Annotated in this window: 26 protein-coding genes and 1 tRNA gene; 17 read left to right on the forward strand and 10 right to left on the reverse strand. The window is 67.6% G+C overall.

The annotated features are described in order from the left end of the window. The first annotated feature begins 139 nt into the window (after window positions 1-139). From ACZ522_RS06055 to ACZ522_RS06075, 5 genes are all read left to right on the forward strand, one after another. Window positions 140-883, forward strand: a complete 744-nt coding sequence (locus ACZ522_RS06055) for a sensor histidine kinase (RefSeq protein WP_379693983.1) — start codon at window positions 140-142, stop codon at window positions 881-883. A 61-nt stretch (window positions 884-944) separates the two neighbouring features. After that, a complete protein-coding gene (locus tag ACZ522_RS06060; RefSeq protein ID WP_379693980.1) occupies window positions 945-1,181 on the forward strand; it encodes an LSM domain-containing protein in 237 nt (78 codons plus the stop codon). Beyond that, window positions 1,178-1,354, forward strand: a complete 177-nt coding sequence (locus ACZ522_RS06065) for a 50S ribosomal protein L37e (RefSeq protein WP_379693977.1) — start codon at window positions 1,178-1,180, stop codon at window positions 1,352-1,354. Before ACZ522_RS06060 ends, ACZ522_RS06065 begins: the two co-directional genes overlap by 4 nt. Before the next feature lie 356 nt (window positions 1,355-1,710). After that, entirely contained in the window at window positions 1,711-3,276 is a 1,566-nt protein-coding gene (purF, locus tag ACZ522_RS06070; protein WP_379693974.1) for an amidophosphoribosyltransferase, read from the forward strand. Between the two features lie 220 nt (window positions 3,277-3,496). Further along, window positions 3,497-4,000: a YciE/YciF ferroxidase family protein gene (locus ACZ522_RS06075; protein ID WP_379693971.1), complete on the forward strand. Its 504-nt coding sequence runs from the start codon at window positions 3,497-3,499 to the stop codon at window positions 3,998-4,000. Between the two features lie 62 nt (window positions 4,001-4,062). Here ACZ522_RS06075 and ACZ522_RS06080 read toward each other — a convergent pair whose 3' ends face one another. Beyond that, window positions 4,063-4,572, reverse strand: a complete 510-nt coding sequence (locus tag ACZ522_RS06080) for a hypothetical protein (RefSeq protein ID WP_379693969.1) — start codon at window positions 4,570-4,572, stop codon at window positions 4,063-4,065. A 112-nt stretch (window positions 4,573-4,684) separates the two neighbouring features. Beyond that, complete coding sequence (locus tag ACZ522_RS06085) at window positions 4,685-5,245, reverse strand: DUF420 domain-containing protein (RefSeq protein WP_379693967.1); 561 nt, start codon at window positions 5,243-5,245, stop codon at window positions 4,685-4,687. A gap of 152 nt (window positions 5,246-5,397) precedes the next feature. Here ACZ522_RS06085 and ACZ522_RS06090 point away from each other — a divergent pair. The 7 genes from ACZ522_RS06090 to ACZ522_RS06120 all read left to right on the forward strand — a co-directional run bounded on the left by ACZ522_RS06090 (window position 5,398) and on the right by ACZ522_RS06120 (window position 10,268). Continuing rightward, window positions 5,398-5,482: transfer RNA gene (locus tag ACZ522_RS06090), tRNA-Leu, on the forward strand. Window positions 5,483-5,667: 185 nt separating this feature from the next. After that, window positions 5,668-6,189 (forward strand): helix-turn-helix domain-containing protein, encoded by a 522-nt coding sequence (locus tag ACZ522_RS06095; RefSeq protein ID WP_379693964.1) that lies wholly within the window; start codon window positions 5,668-5,670, stop codon window positions 6,187-6,189. A 62-nt stretch (window positions 6,190-6,251) separates the two neighbouring features. Beyond that, a complete protein-coding gene (locus tag ACZ522_RS06100; protein WP_379693962.1) occupies window positions 6,252-7,451 on the forward strand; it encodes an alanyl-tRNA editing protein in 1,200 nt (399 codons plus the stop codon). A gap of 38 nt (window positions 7,452-7,489) precedes the next feature. Next, window positions 7,490-8,635, forward strand: coding sequence for an acyl-CoA dehydrogenase family protein (locus ACZ522_RS06105; protein WP_379693959.1), 1,146 nt, complete (start codon window positions 7,490-7,492; stop codon window positions 8,633-8,635). A 52-nt stretch (window positions 8,636-8,687) separates the two neighbouring features. Further along, complete coding sequence (locus tag ACZ522_RS06110) at window positions 8,688-9,251, forward strand: HAD family hydrolase (RefSeq protein ID WP_379693956.1); 564 nt, start codon at window positions 8,688-8,690, stop codon at window positions 9,249-9,251. A gap of 190 nt (window positions 9,252-9,441) precedes the next feature. Continuing rightward, a complete protein-coding gene (locus ACZ522_RS06115) occupies window positions 9,442-9,834 on the forward strand; it encodes a hypothetical protein (protein WP_379693954.1) in 393 nt (130 codons plus the stop codon). A gap of 68 nt (window positions 9,835-9,902) precedes the next feature. Beyond that, window positions 9,903-10,268: a hypothetical protein gene (locus ACZ522_RS06120; RefSeq protein WP_379693951.1), complete on the forward strand. Its 366-nt coding sequence runs from the start codon at window positions 9,903-9,905 to the stop codon at window positions 10,266-10,268. A 30-nt stretch (window positions 10,269-10,298) separates the two neighbouring features. Here ACZ522_RS06120 and ACZ522_RS06125 read toward each other — a convergent pair whose 3' ends face one another. The 5 genes from ACZ522_RS06125 to ACZ522_RS06145 all read right to left on the reverse strand — a co-directional run bounded on the left by ACZ522_RS06125 (window position 10,299) and on the right by ACZ522_RS06145 (window position 16,225). Then, window positions 10,299-11,771, reverse strand: coding sequence for an RtcB family protein (locus tag ACZ522_RS06125; protein WP_379693949.1), 1,473 nt, complete (start codon window positions 11,769-11,771; stop codon window positions 10,299-10,301). Window positions 11,772-11,842: 71 nt separating this feature from the next. Next, window positions 11,843-12,952 carry a DoxX family protein gene (locus ACZ522_RS06130; RefSeq protein WP_379693946.1) on the reverse strand — a complete coding sequence of 370 codons (1,110 nt, stop codon included), beginning with the start codon at window positions 12,950-12,952 and terminating at the stop codon, window positions 11,843-11,845. Window positions 12,953-13,009: 57 nt separating this feature from the next. Beyond that, window positions 13,010-14,614 (reverse strand): sensor histidine kinase, encoded by a 1,605-nt coding sequence (locus ACZ522_RS06135; protein WP_379693943.1) that lies wholly within the window; start codon window positions 14,612-14,614, stop codon window positions 13,010-13,012. A 67-nt stretch (window positions 14,615-14,681) separates the two neighbouring features. Next, complete coding sequence (locus ACZ522_RS06140) at window positions 14,682-15,152, reverse strand: archease (protein WP_379693941.1); 471 nt, start codon at window positions 15,150-15,152, stop codon at window positions 14,682-14,684. After that, complete coding sequence (locus ACZ522_RS06145; protein ID WP_379693939.1) at window positions 15,149-16,225, reverse strand: DUF502 domain-containing protein; 1,077 nt, start codon at window positions 16,223-16,225, stop codon at window positions 15,149-15,151. The genes ACZ522_RS06140 and ACZ522_RS06145 overlap by 4 nt, the downstream gene beginning before the upstream one ends. Before the next feature lie 97 nt (window positions 16,226-16,322). On the opposite strand from ACZ522_RS06145, the gene ACZ522_RS06150 reads away from it, so the two are divergent. The 4 genes from ACZ522_RS06150 to ACZ522_RS06165 all read left to right on the forward strand — a co-directional run bounded on the left by ACZ522_RS06150 (window position 16,323) and on the right by ACZ522_RS06165 (window position 19,597). After that, window positions 16,323-16,799, forward strand: coding sequence for a GNAT family N-acetyltransferase (locus ACZ522_RS06150; protein ID WP_379693937.1), 477 nt, complete (start codon window positions 16,323-16,325; stop codon window positions 16,797-16,799). 150 nt (window positions 16,800-16,949) lie between these two features. Next, the gene (locus ACZ522_RS06155; RefSeq protein ID WP_379693934.1) at window positions 16,950-17,918 is read left to right on the forward strand and encodes a sugar phosphate isomerase/epimerase family protein; all 969 of its coding nucleotides are present in this window, start codon (window positions 16,950-16,952) and stop codon (window positions 17,916-17,918) included. Between the two features lie 13 nt (window positions 17,919-17,931). Then, window positions 17,932-19,044, forward strand: coding sequence for a Gfo/Idh/MocA family protein (locus tag ACZ522_RS06160; RefSeq protein WP_379693932.1), 1,113 nt, complete (start codon window positions 17,932-17,934; stop codon window positions 19,042-19,044). A gap of 115 nt (window positions 19,045-19,159) precedes the next feature. After that, window positions 19,160-19,597, forward strand: coding sequence for a putative immunity protein (locus ACZ522_RS06165; protein WP_379693930.1), 438 nt, complete (start codon window positions 19,160-19,162; stop codon window positions 19,595-19,597). 56 nt (window positions 19,598-19,653) lie between these two features. Here ACZ522_RS06165 and ACZ522_RS06170 read toward each other — a convergent pair whose 3' ends face one another. The 3 genes from ACZ522_RS06170 to ACZ522_RS06180 all read right to left on the reverse strand — a co-directional run bounded on the left by ACZ522_RS06170 (window position 19,654) and on the right by ACZ522_RS06180 (window position 21,470). Beyond that, window positions 19,654-20,502 carry an eIF2B alpha/beta/delta subunit family protein gene (locus tag ACZ522_RS06170; protein ID WP_379693927.1) on the reverse strand — a complete coding sequence of 283 codons (849 nt, stop codon included), beginning with the start codon at window positions 20,500-20,502 and terminating at the stop codon, window positions 19,654-19,656. Window positions 20,503-20,614: 112 nt separating this feature from the next. Further along, entirely contained in the window at window positions 20,615-20,896 is a 282-nt protein-coding gene (locus ACZ522_RS06175; protein ID WP_379693924.1) for a DUF5822 domain-containing protein, read from the reverse strand. Window positions 20,897-20,960: 64 nt separating this feature from the next. Further along, entirely contained in the window at window positions 20,961-21,470 is a 510-nt protein-coding gene (locus ACZ522_RS06180; protein ID WP_379693921.1) for a type IV pilin domain-containing protein, read from the reverse strand. Between the two features lie 143 nt (window positions 21,471-21,613). Here ACZ522_RS06180 and panB point away from each other — a divergent pair, with 143 nt between their 5' ends. Then, entirely contained in the window at window positions 21,614-22,423 is an 810-nt protein-coding gene (gene panB / locus ACZ522_RS06185) for a 3-methyl-2-oxobutanoate hydroxymethyltransferase (RefSeq protein WP_379693919.1), read from the forward strand. The last annotated feature ends 14 nt before the right edge of the window (window positions 22,424-22,437 follow it).

Here is a 22,437-nt window from a genome sequence, read left to right on the forward strand (position 1 = left end):
GTCCTCGGGCGACCCGTCGGGGAGTTCTACGCACCCGACTCCGCCGACGCCCTCCGCGGCGGCGGGTACGAACGCGCGCTTCGCGGCGAGTTCGACCGCGCGGAACGCGAACTCCTCGCCCGCGACGGCACTGTCGGTCGTGCACGCGGTTCCCCGCCGCGACGGCACCGAGGGCGTGACGGCCCTCTACGTGGACGTCACGGAGCGAAAGCGGCGGGAGGAACACGTGCAGGTGCTCAATCGGGTGATGCGGCACAACATCCGAAACGACCTGAACGTGCTGTACGGGCACACGGAGATGTTGCTCCGCTCGGACGACGCCGACGTTCGGGAGTCGGCGCGGGTCATCGGGCGGACGGTCGAACGCTGGTTGGACCTCACGGAGAAGGCAAAGGAGATAGAGCGACTGTTCGACGACGCGCCCGCCGGAACCCGTCCGGTCGGCGAGATGGTCCACGAGACGCAGACGAACGTCGAGTTGGCGTTCCTCTCGGCCACCGTGGAGACGCGGATAGACGTAGATCCGGACCTGCGCGTGTCGGACCGACTGCACGCCGCAGTCGAGGAACTCTGCGAGAACGGCGTCAAGCACGACGACGACCCCGAACCGACGGTTCTCCTCCGGGTGCGGCGCTCCGACTCCGGCGAGCACCTCGAACTCTCCGTCGCCGACCGGGGGCCGGGCGTCCCCGAACACGAACGGGCCATCCTGCGCGAGGGAGAGGAGACCCCCCTCGTCCACGGGAGCGGACTGGGCTTTTGGCTCGTCAGGACGGTGGTTCGGCGCGTCGGCGGCCGCGTCACCGTGAGCGACCGAGCGGGCGGCGGGAGCGTCGTCACGCTTCGAGTGCCGGTCCGAGGGGCGCTAAACGGAACTGAGTGACCGAACGCCGGCCATCCGATGGTTCGGCACATTTAATACCGAAACGGGATGCGGTTCTGTCATGAGCGGACGACCCCTCGACGTGCTTGAGGCTTCCCTGCAGGAGCCCGTCACGGTCAACCTGAAGGACGGGAGCGCATACTACGGCACCCTCGCCGGGTACGACCAACACATGAACGTCGTTCTCGAACCGCCCGCGGCGGACGAGGAGGAGGACGTTCTCGGCGAAATAGAGGTCACGCCGGTTGAAGACACAACCATTATACGCGGCGATAACGTCGTCACGATCAAAGCATGACGGGCGCAGGAACCCCCAGTCAAGGAAAGAAGAACAAGACGACGCACGTGAAATGCCGTCGGTGCGGCGAGAAATCGTACCACGTCAAGAAGAAGGCCTGCTCGTCTTGCGGCTTCGGCAAGTCGGCGAAGCGCCGCGGATACGAGTGGCAGTCCAAAGCGGGCGACAACTGAACCGTCGGTCCGGACTCTCACTCTCCTTTACTCTCGACTCTCCGCCGTCGTAGCCCCCGCTCCGCCCGTCGATTCTCTCTGCAAGTCCCGTCTCCGGGTTCGGTGAACCTTCCCTTCGTCTCGGTGAGTCCCGTTTCTCCCGCCGTCTTCCAAGCCCTCTCTCCGGGTCATCCGGGCCGTCTCCCACTCCCGTCGAAGCGCCGTGTTTCGACCCCCCTCGTTCGGTCCGCAGACCGCACGACGACGCCCGCGCGACGCGCCGAGATATGCACGGTTGTGCATATTCGTGGCCCGTAGATGCGACGGAGAGTGCACAAGGACGGGTTTTTTACCCCCTGAACCCCCTACCATCGACTATGCCTGACGGGCGGGACTCTCCGAATCCCACATCCGGACGCGACGACGGCGCGGACCGACTGACTGCGGCCGACCTCTCGGGGCCGACCGAGAAGTGCGGCGTCGTCGGCGTCTCCCTCTCGGACCGCGCGGCGTCGCGGCCGTTGTACTACTCCCTGTATGCACTCCAACACCGGGGGCAGGAGTCGGCGGGTATCGTCACCCACGACGGGTTCCAACAGCACAGTCACGTCGAGGTGGGCCTCGTCGGCGACGTGTTCGATGAGTCGGACCTCGACTCTCTCGCCGGAACGGGCGGCATCGGTCACGTCCGCTACCCCACCTCGGGCGGCCTGAACGCCTGTTGCGCCCAACCGTTCTCCGTCTCCTTTAAGTCGGGGTCGCTCGGACTCGCGCACAACGGCAACCTCGTCAACGCCGACGAGATACGCGACGAACTGGAGGCTCTCGGCCACGCGTTCACCTCGACGGGCGACACGGAGGTCATCGCCCACGACTTGGCGCGCAACCTCCTGAACGAGGACCTCGTGCGGGCGGTCAAGCGCACGATGCAACGCATCCACGGGTCGTACTCGTTGACCATCATGCACGACGAGACGGTCCTCGGCGTGCGCGACCCGCAGGGGAACCGACCGCTCTGCATCGGGGAGGTCGACGGCGGGTACGTCATCGCCTCCGAATCCGCCGCCATCGACACCCTCGACGGCGAACTCGTCCGCGACGTCCGCCCGGGCGAACTCGTCGTCCTCGAACCCGACGGCTCCGGGTTCGACTCCTACCAACTCGTCGAGGAGGAGAACACCGCCCACTGCTTCTTCGAACACGTCTACTTCGCCCGTCCCGACTCCGTCATCGACGGCACCCTCGTCTACGAGGCGCGCCGCAACCTCGGCCGGAAGCTCTGGGAGGAGTCCGGCATCGAGACGGACGTGGTGATGCCCGTCCCCGACTCCGGCCGCGCCTTCGCCTCGGGGTACGCCGAGGCGGCCAACGAGACGACGGCCGACGGCGAGGAACGACCCGACGGCGCGGCCGCCGTCGAGTTCGCGGAGGGCCTGATGAAGAACCGCTACGTCGGCCGGACGTTCATCATGCCGACGCAGGACGAACGCGAACGCGCCGTCCGCCTGAAGCTCAACCCGATAAAGAACACCATCGAGGGGCGGTCGGTCACCATCATCGACGACAGCATCGTCCGCGGCACCACCTCCCGGCAACTCGTCCAACTCGTCCGCGACGCGGGCGCGGAGGAGGTGCACGTCCGCATCGGCGCGCCGCCCATCGTCGCCCCCTGCTACATGGGCATCGACATGGCCACCCGCGAGGAGCTCATCGCCTCGGACAAGTCCGCCGAGGAGATACGCGAGGAAATCAGCGCGGACAGTCTAGCGTACCTCTCCATCGACGCCATCGCGGACGTCCTCGAACGGTCGCGCGCGGACCTCTGTCTCGGGTGCGTCACCGGCGAGTACCCCTACGACATCGACGACGAGGAGACGGACCGCGACGTCACCCGCCCCGCCATCGACGGCGCGGACGCCGAAATCACGCCCGCCGACGACTGAGACGACCGCCCGTCGAGACCCGCCCGTCGCCTTCTCTCTCCGCGGGCGGGGTGCGCCGATTCGACGCGCCCGGACGCCCGCCGTCGCGGGACTGATTACTCCGAGAACAGGTCGCCTCTCGACGACGGTTTCGCCCCTATACCAGAGCCGGAGTGACTGTCAGCATCGCGGCCGAGGCCGTTTATCGGCTTCGCGCGACCACGTGCGGACGGTGACATCAATGGCGCTCGAAACATCCCGCGACCTGTTCGTCTACAACCTGAAGGAGATGTACTACATCGAGAACCAACTCGTCGAGATGCTGGACGAACTCGCGTCCGACACGCCGGACGAGAAACTGGCGAAGGGATTCGCCGACCACCGCGACGAGACGCGACGGCAGGTCGAACGCCTCGAAACGGTGTTCCGAGAGATTCACGAGACGCCGGAGACGAGAGAGAGCGGCGTCCTCGACGGTCTGAAGCGCGACCACGAGGAGTTCAAGCGCGAGGTCGCGTCGAACGACCTCAAGACGCCGTACCACCTCGCGGCGGGCATCAAGACGGAGCGGATGGAGATCACGGGCTATCAGGGCCTCATCATGCTCGCCAACGAGATAGACTTCGACGGCGACGTGAAGGGTCCCCTCAAGGAGAACTTAGACGAAGAGGAGGACACGCTCCAGACGCTGACGACGATGCAGAAGGGTTCGAACATCAAGAAAGCGATTCAGAACCTGCTGTAAGCGGTCCGTAGCGTCTCGTCGGACGCCTCCCTTTCTCGCGCCCGGAGTTTTTCATCGGCCGTCTACCGGCCGGACGCGGTCGAGTTCGCCCGCTGGTTCCGCTTCGCCACCTGCTCTTCGACGTCCGAAATCGACACGAACGCCCGCGCGTCGTCGGACTCCAGTAGCCCGAGTATCGCTCCGGCCTCGCCCTCGATCGCCACCACGCCGAAGGAGTCGTACGTCTTGCCGACGCTCACGCCATCCGTCTCCTCGACGGTTCCGGTGAGGGCGTCCACGGCGTCGCTCACGTACTTCTTCTGGAGGCTGGCCATCTTCTGTTGCGCCTCCGTCTGGTTCATCTCGCCGCTCTGGACCTTCTGTCGGATGGCAGCGTGCTCCTTCTGCATCGCCTGCTGGTTCACGGACGCGACGGCGGCGACGCCGTCGTTTCCGCTCGTCCCGGCGTCTCCCTGGATGTCGTCCTGAGTGTCTCCCCCTAACCGGCCCGCGCATCCGGCCAAGAGCACTCCGCCGCCGACACTGACGCCTTCGAGAAACCGCCTGCGGTTCTGCAGAGTCGAATCGTCCATTGACGCGTCGAGGTGACGGGTCCGGACGAATAACGGTTGGCATTCCGCTATCCCGACTCGCGGTGAGCGTCGGCGTCCGCCCCCGCTCCGCCTCCGCGATTCCGACGCACGGTCAGTACACCACGTACAGCATCGCGTACACGACGTTTCCGAGGAAGAACGAGATCAGCCACAGCGACGCGGCGACTCGGCCCACCGTGCGGTGTCGCGTCCGGTAGATCTCGCTCACGGGGCGCGTGACCGCCAGCAGGAGGACGTAGTAGAGCAGGGGGATGCAGACGATGGCGAGGAGGATGTGGACGGCCAGCGTCGGCAGGTAGACGTACTGGTAGACGGCCTCTGGACCGGGGAACTCCGCGGTACCCCGCAGGACGATTCTGTACAGGTAGAGGGCGAGAAACGCGGCGAACAGGCCGACGGACGCGACCATCATCGCCCGGTGTCTGCGGACGTTCCCCCGCCGAATCGCGCGCACGCCGAGGAGAATCGTCGCGATGGCGACGGTGCTGACGGCGGCGTTGACGTGCGGAATGGCGTCTAAGACGCCGTCGGACGCCTGCGGGAGGAGCGCCTCCGGAATCGCACCGAGCACCGCCCCGAAGACGAGGGCCAGAGACGCGACGGTCAGAATCGCCGTCAGACCCGGGACGTGGTCTCGAACGCTCCGTTCCATACGTAATCGGTCGCCCGTGCGGACAAAACGGTTCCCCTCTCGTCGCGGCGCGCGGCCGAGAAATGCCGACTGCGAACGCCCGACACTCCGGCGTGGAAAGGAAACTCATATAAATTACCCCGGACAACGTGGAGTTGCACACGACACAGCGAGCGTGGGTAGCCAAGCCAGGCCAACGGCGCAGCGTTGAGGGCGCTGTCTCGTAGGAGTCCGCCGGTTCAAATCCGGTCCCACGCATCGCACGGCGGCACACCCGCCACAACGATGCAGGTGATTCCCTCCCGGGACATCACCCACGCACAATCCTTCCGACGCTACACTTCGTAGCGTCGGCTCTCTCGTTTCCGACCCGACCGTCCGAGAGCGACGGCGACGCCGGATCCGGCCGCGGTTTTAAAAGCGTAGAGACGATACGAGATGGCATGCCCAAGTACTCCACCGGAGGGGGTGGCGGCGGAGGAGACGGCGACAGCTGCGAACTCTGCGGTCGCACCGCCGGTAAACTCCGGCGCGCCAACGTCGAGGGAGCGAACCTGCTCGTCTGTTCCGACTGCGCGCCCCACGACGACAACCGCCACAAGGACAAGAAGAAGGGGGACGCGACGCCCCGAACCGACGATAGTCCGCGGAACCGCCGCAAGCGGGCGGCCCAACGGACGGCGAAACTGTACGACCAATCGAAGGGCGACTCCTCCCACTGGGAGAAGAAGGGGACGAACTACGAGAAGGACCGCCTCCCGTACCTCGTCTCCGGGTACGGCGGCGTCGTCGAGTCGGCGCGGCAGGACGCCGGCCTGACCGCCGAGGAACTCGCCGAGGAACTGGACATAGAGGAGTCCGACGTCGTCGCCATCGAACAGGGCCGCGCGACGCGGACGGACGTGGGCGGGTCGGTCATCCGCGCACTCGAAGAACGACTTGACGTGGACATCGTAGACGAGTGACCTGCCTTCGGACGCGGCCGTAACCGGGTCGTTTTTCTCCGCCGACCGTCTCACCGACACCCATGCTAACGCATGCCCCGGAGGAACCCGGCGTCCGCCGGTTCGAAGCCGAAGTCGCGAGCGTCGATGGACGGAACGTCACGCTCTCGGAGACGTACTTCTACGCCGAGAGCGGCGGCCAACCCGCCGACAGGGGAACGCTCGGCGGCGTCCCCGTCGCGGACGTACAGAAGGGCGAAGAAGCGGTCGTCCACACCCTCGAAGAAGCGCCCGATTTCGACGTGGGCGACGAGGTGGCGGGCGTCGTGGACGACGACTTCCGGACGTACTGCATGCGCGCCCACACCGCCAGTCACGTCCTCTACGGCGCGGGCCGCCGACTCCTCGACGACTTGGGGTACGGCGGGTTCGACATCGGCGAGGAGAAGGTGCGGGTGGACTTCGCCACCGCCACCGACATCGACGACGAGGTGGTGGTCGAACTCGAACGACTGACGAACCGGGCCGTCTGGGACTCCCGCGAGGTGACGTGGGAGGAGGTGCCCGCCGAGGAGGCGACGGCGCGCGACGACGTGGCGTTCAACACGAAGACCGAAGAGGGCGTGATGGCCGACGCGGACGCCGTTCGACTGGTCGATATCGACGGCTGGGACGTGGCCGCCTGCGGCGGGACGCACGTCTCGAACACGAGCGAAATCGGACCCGTGACCGTCGTCGGGCGGTCGAATCCCGGCGAGGGACTCACCCGCGTCGAGTTCGCCGTCGGCCCCTCGGGCGTCGAACGGCGCGCGGACGTCCACCGCGCCGCCCTCGACGCGTCGCGGGAACTCGGGACGGCCGTCGAGGACGTGGGGGAGGCGGCGGCCGAACTCCGCGCCGAGAAGGAGTCGCTGGAGAGCGACCTCCGCGAACTCGAATCGGACCTCATCGAGGGGAAACTCGCCGAGTTGGACGCCGTCGAACGCGACGGCGCGACGTGGCGTGTCGGGGTCGTCGACGAGTTCGGCCCGAACGACGTGGGCGAGGCGGCGAAGGACGCCGTGGCGGACGGCGAGGACGTGGTGGTGGCCGTCGGCGGCGGTGACAGTCCCTTCGTCGTCGTCGCGGCGGCCGAGGACGCGGACGCGAACGCCGGCGACGTCGTCTCGGACCTCACCGACGAGTTCGGCGGCGGCGGGGGCGGCGGGGCCGCCTTCGCGCAGGGCGGCGGACTCGACGCCGCCCCCGAGGACGTCGTCGCCCGCGTCCGCGACGGCGAGTAGTCACTCATCTTTTTCCATGTGAGATACGACTCCGAGGCATGGCACTCGCAGACGCCGGTTCGGCACTCACCGAGGAACAACGCGCGGTGCGCGACGTGGTGCGGACGTTCGCGGAACGGGAGATTCGTCCCACCGCCGCGGCGGCCGACGCCGAAGAACGGTTCCCCGAGGAGGTGTGGGACGGCCTCTCGGAACTCGATCTGACCGGGCTGACGGTCCCCGAGGCGTACGGCGGCGTCGGCGCGGACCGGACGACGTACGCCGTGGTCAACGAGGAGGTGGCGCACGGCCAACTCGCCGTCGCCACCGCCCTCTCGGTTCACTGCCTCGCCACCTCCTGCATCGCGGAGTTCGGGTCCGCAGAGCAGAAGGAGCGGTGGCTTCCCGAGATGGCGTCCGGCCGGCCGGTCGGGATGTTCGCGCTCTCGGAACCGCACGCGGGGTCGAACCCCGCGGAGATGTCCACCGTCGCTCGTCGGGAGGGCGACGAGTACGTTCTGAACGGCGAGAAACAGTGGATAACGAACGGTGAACGCGGCGAGGTGTGCATCGTCTTCGCGAAGACGGACCCCGACGACCCGAACTCGGTCACGCAGTTTCTCGTCCCGAAGGACGCCGGTATCGAGGTGGGAAAGAAAGAGCACAAACTCGGCCTCCGGGCGTCGGACACGACGAGTCTCCTGTTCGACGACGTGCGCGTCCCCGCGGAGAACCGCCTCACCGAGGAGGGCGCGGGCCTCTCCGCCGCGTTCCGCATCCTCACGGGCGGTCGCATCGGCATCGCGGCGCAGGCGGTCGGACTCGCGCAGGCCGCCCTCGACGAGGCGAAGTCCTACGCCCTCGAACGAGAGCAGTTCGGCGAACCCATCGCCGAGATACAGACCATCCGGCACAAGGTGGCCGACATGGCGACGGACGTCCACGCCGCGCGCCTGATGGTCCGCGAGGCGGCCAGACTCGAAGACGAGGGCGAAGATCCCCGAACCGCCGCCGCGATGGCGAAGTACGCGGCCAGCGAAACCGCCGTGGACGTGACGAACGAGGCGGTCCAGATACACGGCGGGTACGGCTACACCGCGGAGTTCGACGTGGAGCGGTTCTACCGCGACGCGAAGATAACGACCATCTACGAGGGGACCTCCGAGATTCAGAAGGAGATTATCGCCCGCGGCGTCTTCGAGTGAGTCGTTCCCGCCGACCGAAGCCGTCTTTCCGGTGGGGGCCCGACTCCCGTGCGTGAAACCGACGAAGACGGACCTCGAAGCGTTCGACGCCGTCGTCTGGGACTTGGACGGAACCCTCGTCCACCTCGCGGTCGATTGGGACGAGGTGGCGAACGAGGTGATAGAGGCGTTCGACGGTCACGGCGTGGACGCCGGCGGGATGGACCTCTGGGCGATGCTCGACCTCGCGGACGAGGAGGGCATCCGCGGCGAAATCGAGGCGATAATCGCCGACCACGAACACGAGGGCGCGCGCGAGTCTGAACGACTCCCGCACGCCGACGCACTCGGCGCGAACGGCGCCGCCGAGGGCGTCTGCTCGCTCAACTGCGAGGACGCCTGCAACGTCGCACTCGACGCGCACGACCTGTCCGAACACGTCGACGCCGTCGTGGGCCGCGACTCCGTGGCGACCCGGAAGCCCGACCCCAAACCCCTGCTGGAGACGATAGACCGAATCGGCGCGGACACAGAATCGACCGTCTTCGTCGGCGACTCCCTCACCGACGAACACGCCGCGGACCGCGCGGGCGTCGAGTTCCTGTACGTCGGCGGCCGCCCGTCGTCCCTCGGCTAACTCGGCTTACAGTCGGCACGTCGTCGTCGGACCGGCGGCGGCGTGCCGAGCAACCGCGTCTCGCCGCCGGGTCGAACTCAGCGCACGCGGCGTCTGGCCGCGGCATCGCGGATAAACGTTCGGCGGGCGGAGTGACGGAGGCGCGGAGCCGACGCGGGCGTTAAGTCGCCCTGTCTCCTATCGTCCGCCGATGAGCTATCCGGTGAGTTACTACTGCCCGCACTGCGGCGCACTCGTCGAAATTCTGCGCGAGGGCTACCTCGCGGACAAGTCCGTCACGCCGTACCCCCTCGTCGGGTGGGAGTACGCCGAACCGGACGAGGAGTTCGAGGACGATGCCGAGGGAACCTCGGCAAGCAGTGGGACGGTGTCCGACGACGCGGACGGCGTTCACTTCGTCTGCGGCGAGAGCGACGCGCCCGGCCTGACGTGGACGGGAGAGCGGATCGAGGCGGACGATGTGGACGACCCGCACGGGGAGTCGCCGTGCGGCCGCGACTTCTACCTCTCGTTCGTCCGGTACGAGGACGGCGAGGCGGTGGAGTCGGTTCCCGAGAGCGAGTACGTCGATATCGGCCTCTAACCCCGCCGGCGTCCTCGGCCACTACCTGTCACGGTAGAGATATCTCCTCGTCGAGCGTATAGGTGGACATGAGCCTCTTACAAATTGGTCTCGCACTCGACGACGCGTTGTTCTTACTGCCCTTCCTCACCCTCGTGTTCGCGGTGGTGGTGCTGACCGGCGGGATAGTCTACCTCGAGCACAGAAAGGAGATGGCCCTCATCGAGGCGGGGATGTACGACCCCGAGGCGGCCGACCCGCGGGCGTGGGTTCTCGGCGGCGGCCTCGTCGCCCTCGCTCTCGGCCTCGCGGACGTGACGACGACGCTCCTCGCCGGCGGCGTCCCGCAGGAGGGTATCGCGGCGACGTTCGTCGGCCTCGCGGCGCTCGCGTACTACTTCTACAAGCGCCGCGCGAGCGAACGCCGCGCGCCCGACTCGGCGAGTCGGTCCTGAGTCGGCCGTCCCCGGGTCGGTCGCCCGCGCTCAGCCCTTGATGTTGCAGACGGGGAACGTCCGCACCACCTTGTCGCCGATGCCGAGTTCGTCGGAGACGCGGACCACCTCGTCCACGTCCTTGTAGACGCCCGGAGCCTCCTCGGCCACCGTCGCGCCCGACTGCGCCTTGACGTATATCTTCTCTTGGTCGCGCAGTTCGTTCTGCACCGTCTCGCCCCAGTACTCCTGTTTGGCCTGCGTCCGACTCATCGTCCGGCCCGCGCCGTGGGCGGTAGAGCCGAACGTGAGGTCCAAGGAGTTCTCGCCGCCGCGGAGGACGTACGACCCCGCGCCCATGCTCCCGGGGATGATGATGGGTTGGCCCACGTCGCGGTACGCGGAGGGGAGTTCCGGACGGCCCGCCGGGAACGCCCGCGTCGCGCCCTTCCGGTGGACGTACAGTTCCCTGTCCTCACCGTCTACCGCGTGTACCTCCTTCTTGGCGATGTTGTGCGCCACGTCGTACAGCAGGTGCATCTCCATCTCCTCCCAGTCGCGTTCGAAGACGCGTTCGAACACCTGCCGCGTGCGGTGCATGATGAGTTGGCGGTTCACCCACGCGAAGTTGATGGCGGCGCACATCGCGCCGTAGTACTCCTCGGCCAGTTCGGACCCGGCGGGCGCGGCGGCGAGTTCCTTGTCCGGCAGGTCCGCCAACAGGTCGCCGTGTTCCTTCTCTATCCGCCGGAGGTAGTCGGAGCACACCTGGTGGCCGAGTCCGCGCGACCCGCAGTGGATGAGGACCACTATCTGGTCGTCGAACAGACCGAAGGAGTCGGCCACCTCTTCGCGGAACACGTCCGTCACCCGCTGAACTTCGAGGAAGTGGTTACCGGAGCCGAGACTGCCGAGTTGGTTCTTCCCCCTGTCTTTTGCCTTCTGGGACACCGCACTCGGGTCCGCGTCGGGGCGCATCCCCTCGTCCTCGCAGTGGGCTAAGTCCTCCTTCACGGCCCAGCCCTCTTCGAGGGCCCAGTCCATCCCGCGGGCGAGGACGCCCTCGACGGCGTCGATGTCCCCTTGGACGACGCCGCCGCCGCCCAGTCCGGACGGGACGTTCGCGAACAGGGCCTCGACGAGTTCCTCCTCGCGGCCCTGCACGTCGTCGTAGGTGAGGTTCGTCTTCATCATTCTGACGCCGCAGTTGATGTCGTAGCCCACGCTGCCGGGCGAGATACAGCCGTCTTCGACGTCCGTCGCGCCGACGCCGCCGACGGGGAAGCCGTACCCTTGGTGGCCGTCGGGCATGCAGATGGCGTACTTGGCGATGCCGGGCAAGTGCGTCGCGTTCCGCAACTGCTGGAGCGTCTTGTCTCCCCCGATCTGTTCGAGGAGTCCCTCGCTGGCGAGTACCCGCGCCGGGACGCGCATGTCGCCCTCGCGGGGAATCTCCCACACGTAGTCTCGGACGCGTTCGAGGCGGATGCCGTCGAACTCTCGCACGTCGGCGTCGTCTGTCATACGCGGCTAGTCGGCCGGCCGCCACGAAAGGATTCCGTCACGGGGATTTCCCCGGGACTCACTGTCACGCGTCAGTCCGCCGCGGTCGCGTCGGCGGACCGGTCGCGCCGCGCGGCCCAGTACTCCAACCACTCGTCCACCGAGAAGGGGCCCGCGCCGGTCACGAGAAGCGCCGAGACGAGGCCGAACAGCGAGACGTGCGCCAGCACCGGGTCGTCCGGGAGGCCGAACAGCGTCGTCGTGAAGAGGAGGAAGGCGGTCAGCGACGCCACGCGGGTGAACGCGCCGGTGATCAGGAGGACGCCCACGAGCGCTTCAGTCAGTCCCGCGCCGACGACCCACAGTTCGGGCGAGACGGGGACCACGGCGGTGAGGTTGTACTTCGCGACGACGGAGAGCGCTTCGCCGGGGTTCATCAGCTTCTGGGCGACGCCGAGGTAGACGAACGAGACGCCGACGCCGACGCGGAGGACGAGGGGGACGAGCGACGCGAACGGCTGGACGCGTTCGACGAACGGCACCGCGATCGCGCGGTAGAACGGGTCCACGTTCGAGTACAGCGTCCGGTCGTCCGCCGCCATCCGCGAGACGACGTGGTCGGCGCTCGGACGCCCGCCGCCGAGGAGGGCAATGGCGATGAAACCCGGTACGTACTCGAACGCGAGCATCAGCGCCGGTTCGAAGGCGAAGCCGACGAGGTAGACGGCGAGTCCGGCGGCGGCGACGAGGCGCGTGCCGAACCCGAACAGGAGGAGGAACCCGACAGTGATGCCGAACAGGCGCACGAACGTCGGGTCGGCGAGGTGGACGACGGGCGAGAAGAAGTAGCCCGAGAAGCCGGCACCGATGAGCGGGATCCCCACGCTCAGACGGAGGAGCCACGGCAACAGGTCGCGGTAACTCTCGATGGTCTCGCGGAACACCGCCACGTCCCGCCTCGCCGGGCGGACGGCGAGGTACCCGCCGAGGAGTGCGACGACGAACGCCGCGCCGCCGAGGAGGACGGCGACGTTGAACGGGTCCGAGAGGGCCCCCGCGAGGAATTCGGCGACCGCCACGGGGTCGCTCCCGGGCGTGACGTACTTCACGTGCGCGCTCGCGCGTCCGGCGAACGCGACGAGGGCGAGCGAACAGACGAGGGCGAACGTCCCCGCGCGACCAACGGACGGTCGGAGCTTCATGTAGGCGGTTACGACTCGGCCGCCGTAAGGCTCTCGAACGAAGCGTCGCGCCGGCGGTCAGTCGGTGCGCGCGTCCGCTTCGTCCGCGCGTTCGTCGCCGTCTCCGCCGGGAGAGCGAACCTTACGCGCCGACGAGGTGCGGGGGAGGGTGAAGTAGAACGTCGCCCCTCGGCCGGCGTCGGACTCGACCCAGATGTCGCCGCCGTGACGCTCGACGATTCGCTCGCAGAGCGCCAACCCGATGCCGGTCCCCGGGTACTCGTCTATCGTGTGGAGGCGGTTGAACACCCCGAACACCCGGTCGTGGTACCGCGGGCGGATGCCGATGCCCTCGTCGGCGACGGAGAACCGCCACTCGTCGCCGGACTCGGCCGCGCTCACGTGCACCCGCGGCGATTCGTCTCCGGAGTACGTGACGGCGTTCGAGAGGAGGTTCCGGAACACCTGCGCGAGTTGGCGGGAGTCCGCGGCCACCGTGGGCAGTTCGTCGCTCGTGACCGTGGCGTCCGTCTCCTCGATTCGCGGGCGCAGGTCGTCGAGGACGTCGTCGAGGACCGCCCCGGCGTCCGTCGGTTCGAGCGGGTCCCCGTCCGTACCGACGCGCGAGTACTCGAGGAGATTGTCTATCATCGCCCGCATGCGCTCTGCGCCGTCCACGGCGTAGTCGAGGAACTCCCGCGACTCGCCGTCTACCTCGTCGGCGTGTCGGGATTCGAGGAGTCGGAGGTAGCTCGACACCATCCGAAGCGGTTCCTGTAGGTCGTGGGAGGCGGCGTACGCGAACCGCTCTAACCGCTCGTTCGACGCCTCCAGGCGCTCTATCGTCTCTCGAAGCTCCTCGTCCATCCGCTTTCGCTCGGTGACGTCCTCGAACGCGAAGACGACCGACGCCACGTCGCCGGACGCGTCGTAGAGGGGGCTACCGCTCACGGACAGGTGGATTCGCTCGCCGCGGGGGCAGGTAATCCGTCGCTCCTCGTCGTACACCGGTTCGCCGGACGAGCGGATGCGTTCGAAGAGGCTGTCGGCGGCGGGGCCCTCCTCGCAGTCCGTCTCGACGAACAGGGGGCCGTCGGCGAACGCCCCGCTCTCGTCCGCCGTGAGTCCGACGATCTCCCTCGCGCGCCGGTTGACGAGCAACACGTCGCCGTCGGTATCGACGACTTCGATGCCGACCGGACTCGTCTGGACGATTCGCTCCCGCAGGTCGCGTTCGCGGAGCAGTTCGTCCTTGTTGCGTTCGGTCTCTCGGGCGCGCGCGAGGGCCCGGGCTTCGTTCACCCCGATGACGAACCCGCCGGCGCAGCCGAGACCCGTGGCGAGGATGCCGGATATCATCCACCGGTCTACGCCCCCGCCGGTCACGGTCTGTACGAGGGCGAGGACGACGAGCATCACTGCGAACCCGCCGAGCGACCAGCCCACGATGCGCGGGTGCAGGTCGGGGCTGAGGTCCGTCTCCGCCAGCCACCGCCCCCCGAACAGGACGACGAGCCACGGACTCGTCGTCAGGAGCAGGCTGACACCGACCGTCGTGACCGTCCCGCCGTTCGCTACCACGAGAACCGTCCGTCCGACGGCCAACAGGACGAACAGAGCGCTCAGCGCTACGAGGAGCGCGCGACCGCCCGCAGCGGAGACGAAACGCGTCAACCGCGACATGGCGAGAGAATGGCGCGGATACTACAAGAACTGCTTGGGAGCGACCCCCCCCGCGCCGAACGCGCGGTCACACGTCGAAGACGACGTACGCTCGCCACCCGTCGGCCGTCTCTTCGAGGGACATCTCCGAGTAGGTGACGGCCTTTATCTCTCTGGCGTCCACCGCCGAGAGCGGAACGCCGCGCGCCGACCCGTCGAGAATCCACTCGCCGTCGTCGTCGTCGTTACCGTCGTCGTCGTTACCGTCGTCGCCGAATCCCGCTCCGTCGTCGGGCGCGCGAACCTCGGCGTCGTTGTCCACCGGGAGGACGCCGCGCACGTCCCGTTCGTAGATGAGTTGGTCGAGGTAGTCGAACAGGAGAGCCTCAGGGCCCTCCGCGCGCACCTCGACGCCGAATCGTTCGCCGCCGGTCGGGGGGACGGCGTCGCACCCGGCGGCGGCGAGTCCGTCGGCGACGGCGGCGAACGCCCCCGAGAGGTCGGACGCCGTCGCCTCGACGGCCACGTCGGCCGTGTGGTCCCGGAGTTCGAAGCTCATGCGGACGACTCTCCGTCGCCGCCGTCCTGTCTCTTCCGGTCCGTCTCGACGCCCGCCGCCGCGTCGAACGGTTCCGGGTCGACGTCGGCCGTCGCTCCCTCTCCCGAGTCCGCCGGCAGTCGGTCGTCGGCGTTCCCGCCGCCGACCGCGTCGTTCTCGTCGGACGCCTCCCCGCGGCGCGCGAGTTCCTGCGGCGTATCGACGTGCTCGGGTTCCACCCGCTCGTCGTACCGTTCGAACCGCTCGGCTCCGGGGCCGTCGCCGAACGGCGCGCTCCCCGTCCATCTCGGCGCGGACTCCTCGTCGCGTCCATTCGCGCCGATACCGCCGCGCGTCCGGGTCAACTCCCGAAGTTCCGACGCCGAGAGACCGCTCGACCGCCCCTCCTCGCCCATCGCGACGCCGCTCGTGACGATGGCCTGCACCCCCTCCTCGACGCTCATGTCCACGTCTATCACCCGCGACGCAGGCACGTGGACGAGGTGCCCGCCCATCACCGGGTTCGGCGCGAGGGGGAGAAACAGCGTCAGCATCCTCTCGTGGTCCGTCTCCTCCGAGAGGACGTCGGGCGTCTCCGTGGTGACGAACCCGAGCGTGTAGGCGTCCTCGTGGGGGAACTCCACGAGCTTCACGTCGCGGAAGTTCTGCACCTCGCTGTCGAGCATCGCGTCGCTCATCCGCCGGAAGCTCTCGTAAACGCTGCCGACTCCCGGTATCTGCGACATCACGTAGTCGAAGTAGTCCACCGCGCGTTCGCCGTACCGCGAGCTGTTCACCACCAGTCCGACCGCGATGACCGCGAGGAAGACGGCGACGGGTACCGTCAGTTCGACGATGGTCTCCGGGGAGACGCCGATGATGTCGGGGATGAGGCCGAGAACCGGCAGGGCGACGATGACGTCCGAGACGATGTTGACGTAGGGGTAGACGGCGTTGAGCAGGAAGGCGAAGACGAAGACGGTGATGACGACGGGGACGACGACCGCCGTCCCGGTGATGGCCGCCTCGCGGAGCACGTCGCGCACCGACCGTCCGACCCACCTCATCCGTCGAGGGCGTCGGTCGTCTGACATTCGTTCGCACGTTCGACTGAGCGGTACAAAACGCTCGCGGCCGTGAACCCTCCGAAACGACGGTGGAGTTATATTCGTGACCCCACTACCCGTGGGCGTGAGTGTCAACGTCGAAAAGCGGGTGGACGGGCCGGGGTCCGACGAGCACGCCGAGCAGGCGTGGGAGTTGAAAGAGCGGATTCGCAGCGACGAGGGCGTCCTCAAGCAGCGACGGCGGTTCTTCGTGGACGCCTACCGTCGCTCGAAGACGCACCTCCTCTTTCTCGACGAGGACCTCATCGCGTTCGCATCCGCGCGCCGAGACGGCTATATCCTCTTTCTCGCCGTCGCGCCCGAGGTGCGCGGCGAGGGACTCGGAAAGCGCCTCGTCGCGGAGGTCGCGAACGACCACGGGTCCGTCTCCTGTCACGCGCGAGCGACGAACGAGGAAGCGTTGGCGTTCTACGAACACATCGGGTTCGAGATCGAACGCCTGATAGAGAACTACTACGAGGACGGCGGCGAGGCGTACTACCTCCGCCTCGGGGAGAAGTCCGGACTCCGCGAGAAGTTTTCGGACTTGTTCAGACGCTAAACGACACCGCCCCGCGGACCCGAACCGCCGCCCTGCGCCCTCGAACGCCCGCCTACCCACTCACTCTCTCTCCGCCCGCCTCCTACGAACATCTAATAGTTACTACTGTTATGCTAACCTTTTATTCAAACGCTCTCTGTACGTCGGTGTATGTACATCGGCGTACTCACCGTTCCGCTCGGAGGCGAATCGCTCTCCGACGCCCTGTCGTACCTCGACGACATCGGCGTCGACGGGGTCGAACTCGGCGTCGGCGGCCACCCCGGACAGGCCCACGTCGACCGACGGGAGATGCTGGACGACGAAGACGCGCAGGACGAACTGCACGATACGCTCTCGGAGCACGACATGCAGGTCAGCGCCCTCGCGACGCACAACAACCCCCTCCACCCCGACGACGACACCGCGGAGGAGGCGGACACGGAACTCCGCGAGGCGATTCGACTCGCCGCGCAGTTGGACGTGAACACGATCACCTGCTTCTCCGGCCTGCCCGCGGGCGGTCCGAACGACGAGGTGCCGAACTGGATCACGGCCCCGTGGCCGACCGAACACGCCGACGCCCACGAGTACCAGTGGGAGGTCGCAGTCGACTACTGGTCCGACGTTGCGGAGTTCGCCGACGAACAGGGCGTCGATATTGCCATCGAGATGCACCCGAACATGCTCGTCTACGAACCGACGGGGATGCTCCAACTGCGGGAGGCGACGAACGAGCGAATCGGCGCGAACTTCGACCCCTCGCACCTCTACTGGCAGGGCATCGAGGTGACGGACGCCATCCGGTTCCTCGGCGAACGCGACGCCATCCACCACTTCCACGCGAAGGACACGAAGGTGTACGAGCCGAAATCGCGCATCAAGGGCGTCCTCGACACCACCGACTACACCGACGAACCCGACCGGTCGTGGCTGTTCCGCTCCATCGGCTACGGCCACGACGAGGGCCACTGGAAGGACGTGGTGTCCACCCTCCGGATGGTCGGCTACGAGGGTGCCCTCTCCATCGAACACGAGGACTCCCTGACCTCCTCGACGGAGGGGCTGGAGAAGGCCGTGGACGTGCTCGACCGCGCCGTCTTCGAGACGCAACCCGGCGACGCCTACTGGGCGGAGTGAGGAGGTCCGAAAAATGACACTCGACGTCGGAATGCTGGGGTACCGCTTCATGGGGAAGGCGCACTCGAACGCGCTGGCGCGACTGCCGATGTTCTTCCCGGACGCGCCGGAGGTGAACCGTCACACCCTCGTCGGGCGCGACGAGGAGGCACTCGCCGACGCCGCCGACCGGTTCGGCTTCGAGCGCACCGCCACCGACTGGGAGGACGTGATCGAGGAGGTGGACGTGTTCTACAACCTCGGCCCGAACCACCTCCACGCCGAACCCTCCATCGCCGCCCTCGAAGCGGGCGTGCCGGTGTTCTGCGAGAAACCGCTCGCGCGGACGCTCGACGAGGCGGAACCGATGCGCGACGCCGCGGCGGACGCGGACGTGCCCGCGGGGTGCGCGTTCAACTACCGGTTCGTCCCGGCGATCCGGTACGCGAAGGGCCTCATCGAGGACGGCGAACTCGGCGAGATTCACCACGTCCGCGGCCGCTACCTGCAGGATTGGCTCGTCGACCCCGACGCGCCGTGGGCGTGGCGGATGGACAAGGAACTGGCCGGAAGCGGCGCGCTCGGCGACTTGGGCGCGCACACGGTGGACCTCGTTCGGTTCCTCGTCGGCGAGACGGCAGGCGACATCGAACGCATCAGCGGGCACCTCCAGACGTTCGTGGAGGAACGCCCCGTCCCCGGGTCCGACGAGACGAAACCCGTCACCGTGGACGACGCATACACCGCCCAGGCGGAGTTCGAGAACGGCGCGATAGGTACCTTGGAGGCGTCGCGCTTCGCCAACGGGCACAAGAACGACCACACCGTCGAGATTCAGGGCTCCGAGGGGAGTCTGAAGTTCTCCCTGGAACGCCTGAACGAACTGGAGTACAAGGGTCCGGACCACCGCGGGTACGAGACGATTCTGGTGACAGACGAGTCCGACCCGTACGTCGACCACTGGTGGCCGCCGGGCCACGTCATCGGGTGGGAACACACGTTCGTCCACGAGAACTACGAGTTCCTCTCCGCGGTCGAGGAGGGCGGCGAGTTCCACCCGTCGTTCGAGGACGCCTACGAGGTCCAAGCGGTCCTGGACGCGATAGAGCGGTCGGACGAAACTGGCGAGTGGGTCACGCTCGGCTAAGGCCGAGCGAGATACTCGCGAGACAGTTTTTAGGCGAGTGGATCGCTCTCGACTGAGTTCGACAGAAGCATCCGCGGGAGGAACGCCCGGTGGCTGAAGCGGACGGGAGACGAGAATGACGATCGACGAAGGAGACCACAGGACGCTGGCGCTCTGGGCCGCCGACTGCGCCGAGCGCGTACTGCCGTATTTCGAAGCGGAGCGTCCGAACGACAGCCGACCTCGAGACGGTATCGAAGCGGCGCGTGCGTGGGTTCGCGACGAGATAGGGGTGAGCGAGGCGCGCGACGCCGCCTTCGCCGCCCACGCCGCCGCCCGCGACGTCGAGCGATCCGCGGCCCGCGAAGCCGCCCGTGCCGCCGGGCACGCCGCCGCAACCGCCCACGTCGCCGACCACGCCCCTCACGCCGGTACCTACGCTGTCAAAGCTGCCGCCGCAACCGCCGATGCCGCCGCCGACACCACCGCTCCCGAGAGCGAACGTGAGTGGCAACGGAGACAACTTCCCAAGCACCTCCGACCGGTCGCGTTTGGCGACCGAGAAACCGACTGAGAGAGAGAACGAGTTCGAGGAGACGCGCCGTCCGCCGTCCGACCGCAGGGTCCGACTCAGTACGATTCGACGGCGGAGTCAGTGACGACTTCGTCCACGAGTTCCATCGGCGTGGCGTCGTAGGCGGGGTTCTCGATGACGACGTCTTCGAGGGGTTCCAGCGACACCTCCGACGGCGAGCGGTGTTCGTTCTCGAAGGCGAACCCGTCGCCCACTATCTTCGCGCCGGACCCGATGACGACGACGGGGACGCCGAGTCGGTTCGCCGTCGCGGCGATGGGGAACGTGCCGACGCGGTTGTACAGCGTCTCGTCCACGATGCAGTCCATCCCGATGACGACCCGGTCGCACCCCTCTAACACCATCCCGACGGCGCTATCGACCAACAGGTGCGTTTCGACCCGGTCGATGGCGGCGAGCGTTCGGGCGGTCTTCCGGCCGAGGAACCGCGGGCGCGCCTCGCTCACGTACGCCGTCATGTGCGTCCCCTCGGCGGCCGCGCGTTCGACGGCCTCCAGCACCGTCGAGGAGTAGTCGTGCGTGAGGAACACGTCGCCGTCGTCGAATATCTCGACGGCGTTCTCGGCGGCGCGGGACTTCCCGTGTTCGACGTCCTCGACGATGCGGTCGATTATCTCCTCGGTGAGCGACTTCGACTCCTCGACGGTGTCGGCGCGGCCGACGACGTTCCGGAGGATGCCCTGCATCGCGTTGTACAGCGACGCGTGGGAGGGGTTCGCCCGCCGGAGTGCGCTGGCGTTTCGCTCCAAGTCGCGTTCGAAGTCTTCGACCGTGGCGTGGTCGCGGTCGAGAAGTTCCTGAAGCGACCGGGCGGCCTTGATGGCGACGACCGAGGAACTGTGCGTCTGCATCTCCTTGATTTCCTCTATCGTCTCGTCTATCATTACGTAGACCTCACCGAGACGCGCCAAAGTCCTTCCGGGAAGGAGGGGCCGTCGCTGGTCGGGCGGGGTCGCGCCGCGGCGCCCGCGTGGCACCCGCCGGTACCGTTCTCGGTCAGTCGCCGTCCGCGCCTAACTCGACCTCGTCGGGGTCGCTCCCCCCGTCGCCCGCGTCCGTTCGCTTCGCGTACGCGAAGACGGCGACGGCGGTGAGGAACCAGATGATGGCCCCCACTCTGACGGCGAAACTGACGCGCGCCTCCCACGTCGGGAGCGTCACGCCCGTCGAGAGGAGTGCGACGACGGGTGCGCCGACGAGGATGGTGACGACGAACGTCGTCTGCATCACCCACCCGTAATCGACCCCGTCCGGGTTCGACCGTTCGACCGGTTGCACGGTCGAGGGTTAGACGGCGGGGGCTAATGCGTGCCGGTTCGTCCCCGGGCGTCGCGCGACGCCGTCAGCACTCGGGACTCGTGGACGTCGGGTCGCGCGGAATCGTCACCTCTCGGAGAATCGCCGACGTGTCGTCCGGCCGTTCGACGACGACGTAGTACGTCTGACCGGCCTCGCAGACGGCGTCGAGGACGCCGTCGCTCCCGCGCCCGTCGATGTGGACGCGGCCGCCGGGCGAGACGGTCGATTCGCCCGCCCGGATGCTCCGCCACGCGATTTCGTTCCCCGACTCGTCGCGGACGTAGACGATGGACCCGTCCGCCACGTCGCCGGCGACGTGGGAGACGTTGACGTACGCGCCGTTACCGCCGTTCCCCGCGCCGTCGGCGACGTACTCCGTCTCGAAGGCGACCTGCGGCGTCGGTTCCCGGAGGGCGTCGGCGAACTCGAACGCCATCACCGCGAGGGTGGTCGCGAGGAGGATAGCGACGACGAACAGCAACGCCGCGCCGACGACGGGCGAGACGCCCCGGGTCGGACGGAGGAGAGGGCGAGAGGGACCGAGAGAGCACATCGTACAGTTCGAACTACTGTCAAGACAAGTAAAACTACTGTTATGATGAAAGTGTTTCTGGATGACTGTTACGGCGACGGCCGTGAGCCGTCCGAACGGCCGACAACGAGCGATTTAACGCGGTGCCGACACACGAAGCGGGTATGACGACGGTACGTGACGTCCGCGAGAAGGCGGGGACCGAGCCGATAACGATGCTGACCGCGTACGACGCGACGACGGCGGGAATCGTGGACGAGGCGGGCATCGACGTCGTCCTCGTGGGGGACAGCATGGGGAACACGGCGCTCGGGTACGACACGACGCTCCCCGTGACCGTCGCGGAGGTCGAGTCGCGGACGGCGGCCGTCGCGCGGGCGACGACGGACGCCCTCGTCGTCGCCGACATGCCGTTTCTCTCCGTCGGCGTCGACGAGGCGTCGAGCATCGAGAACTGCGGGCGGATGCTCAAGGAGGCGCGCGCCGACGCGGTGAAACTGGAGTCCGGCCCCCACACCGTCGACCTGACCGAACGACTCGTCGAACTCGGCATCCCGGTGATGGCCCACCTCGGCCTGACGCCCCAACGGATGAAGGAGACGGGGTACGGCCGACAGGGGACGAACCGCGACGAGGCGCACGAGATTCTCGATTTGGCGCGCCGGCACGAACAGGCCGGCGCGTTCGCCCTCGTCCTCGAACACGTCCCGTCGAACCTCGCGGAGCAGGTGACCCAAGCGCTCTCGATTCCGACCATCGGCATCGGCGCGGGCGCGGAGTGCGACGGGCAGGTTCTGGTCGTGGACGACGTGCTCGGACTCAGCGACCGGTCGCCGCCGTTCGCGAAGCAGTTCGGCAACGTCCGCGAGGAGATGGCCGACGCCGTCTCGGCGTACCGCGAGGCGGTCGAATCCGGCGAGTTCCCCGGGGAGGAACACGGCCACGTACAGGAGGAGTTAGAGGACCTCTACTAACCCACCTTTTTCTC

Source organism: Halopelagius fulvigenes, from assembly GCF_055398025.1.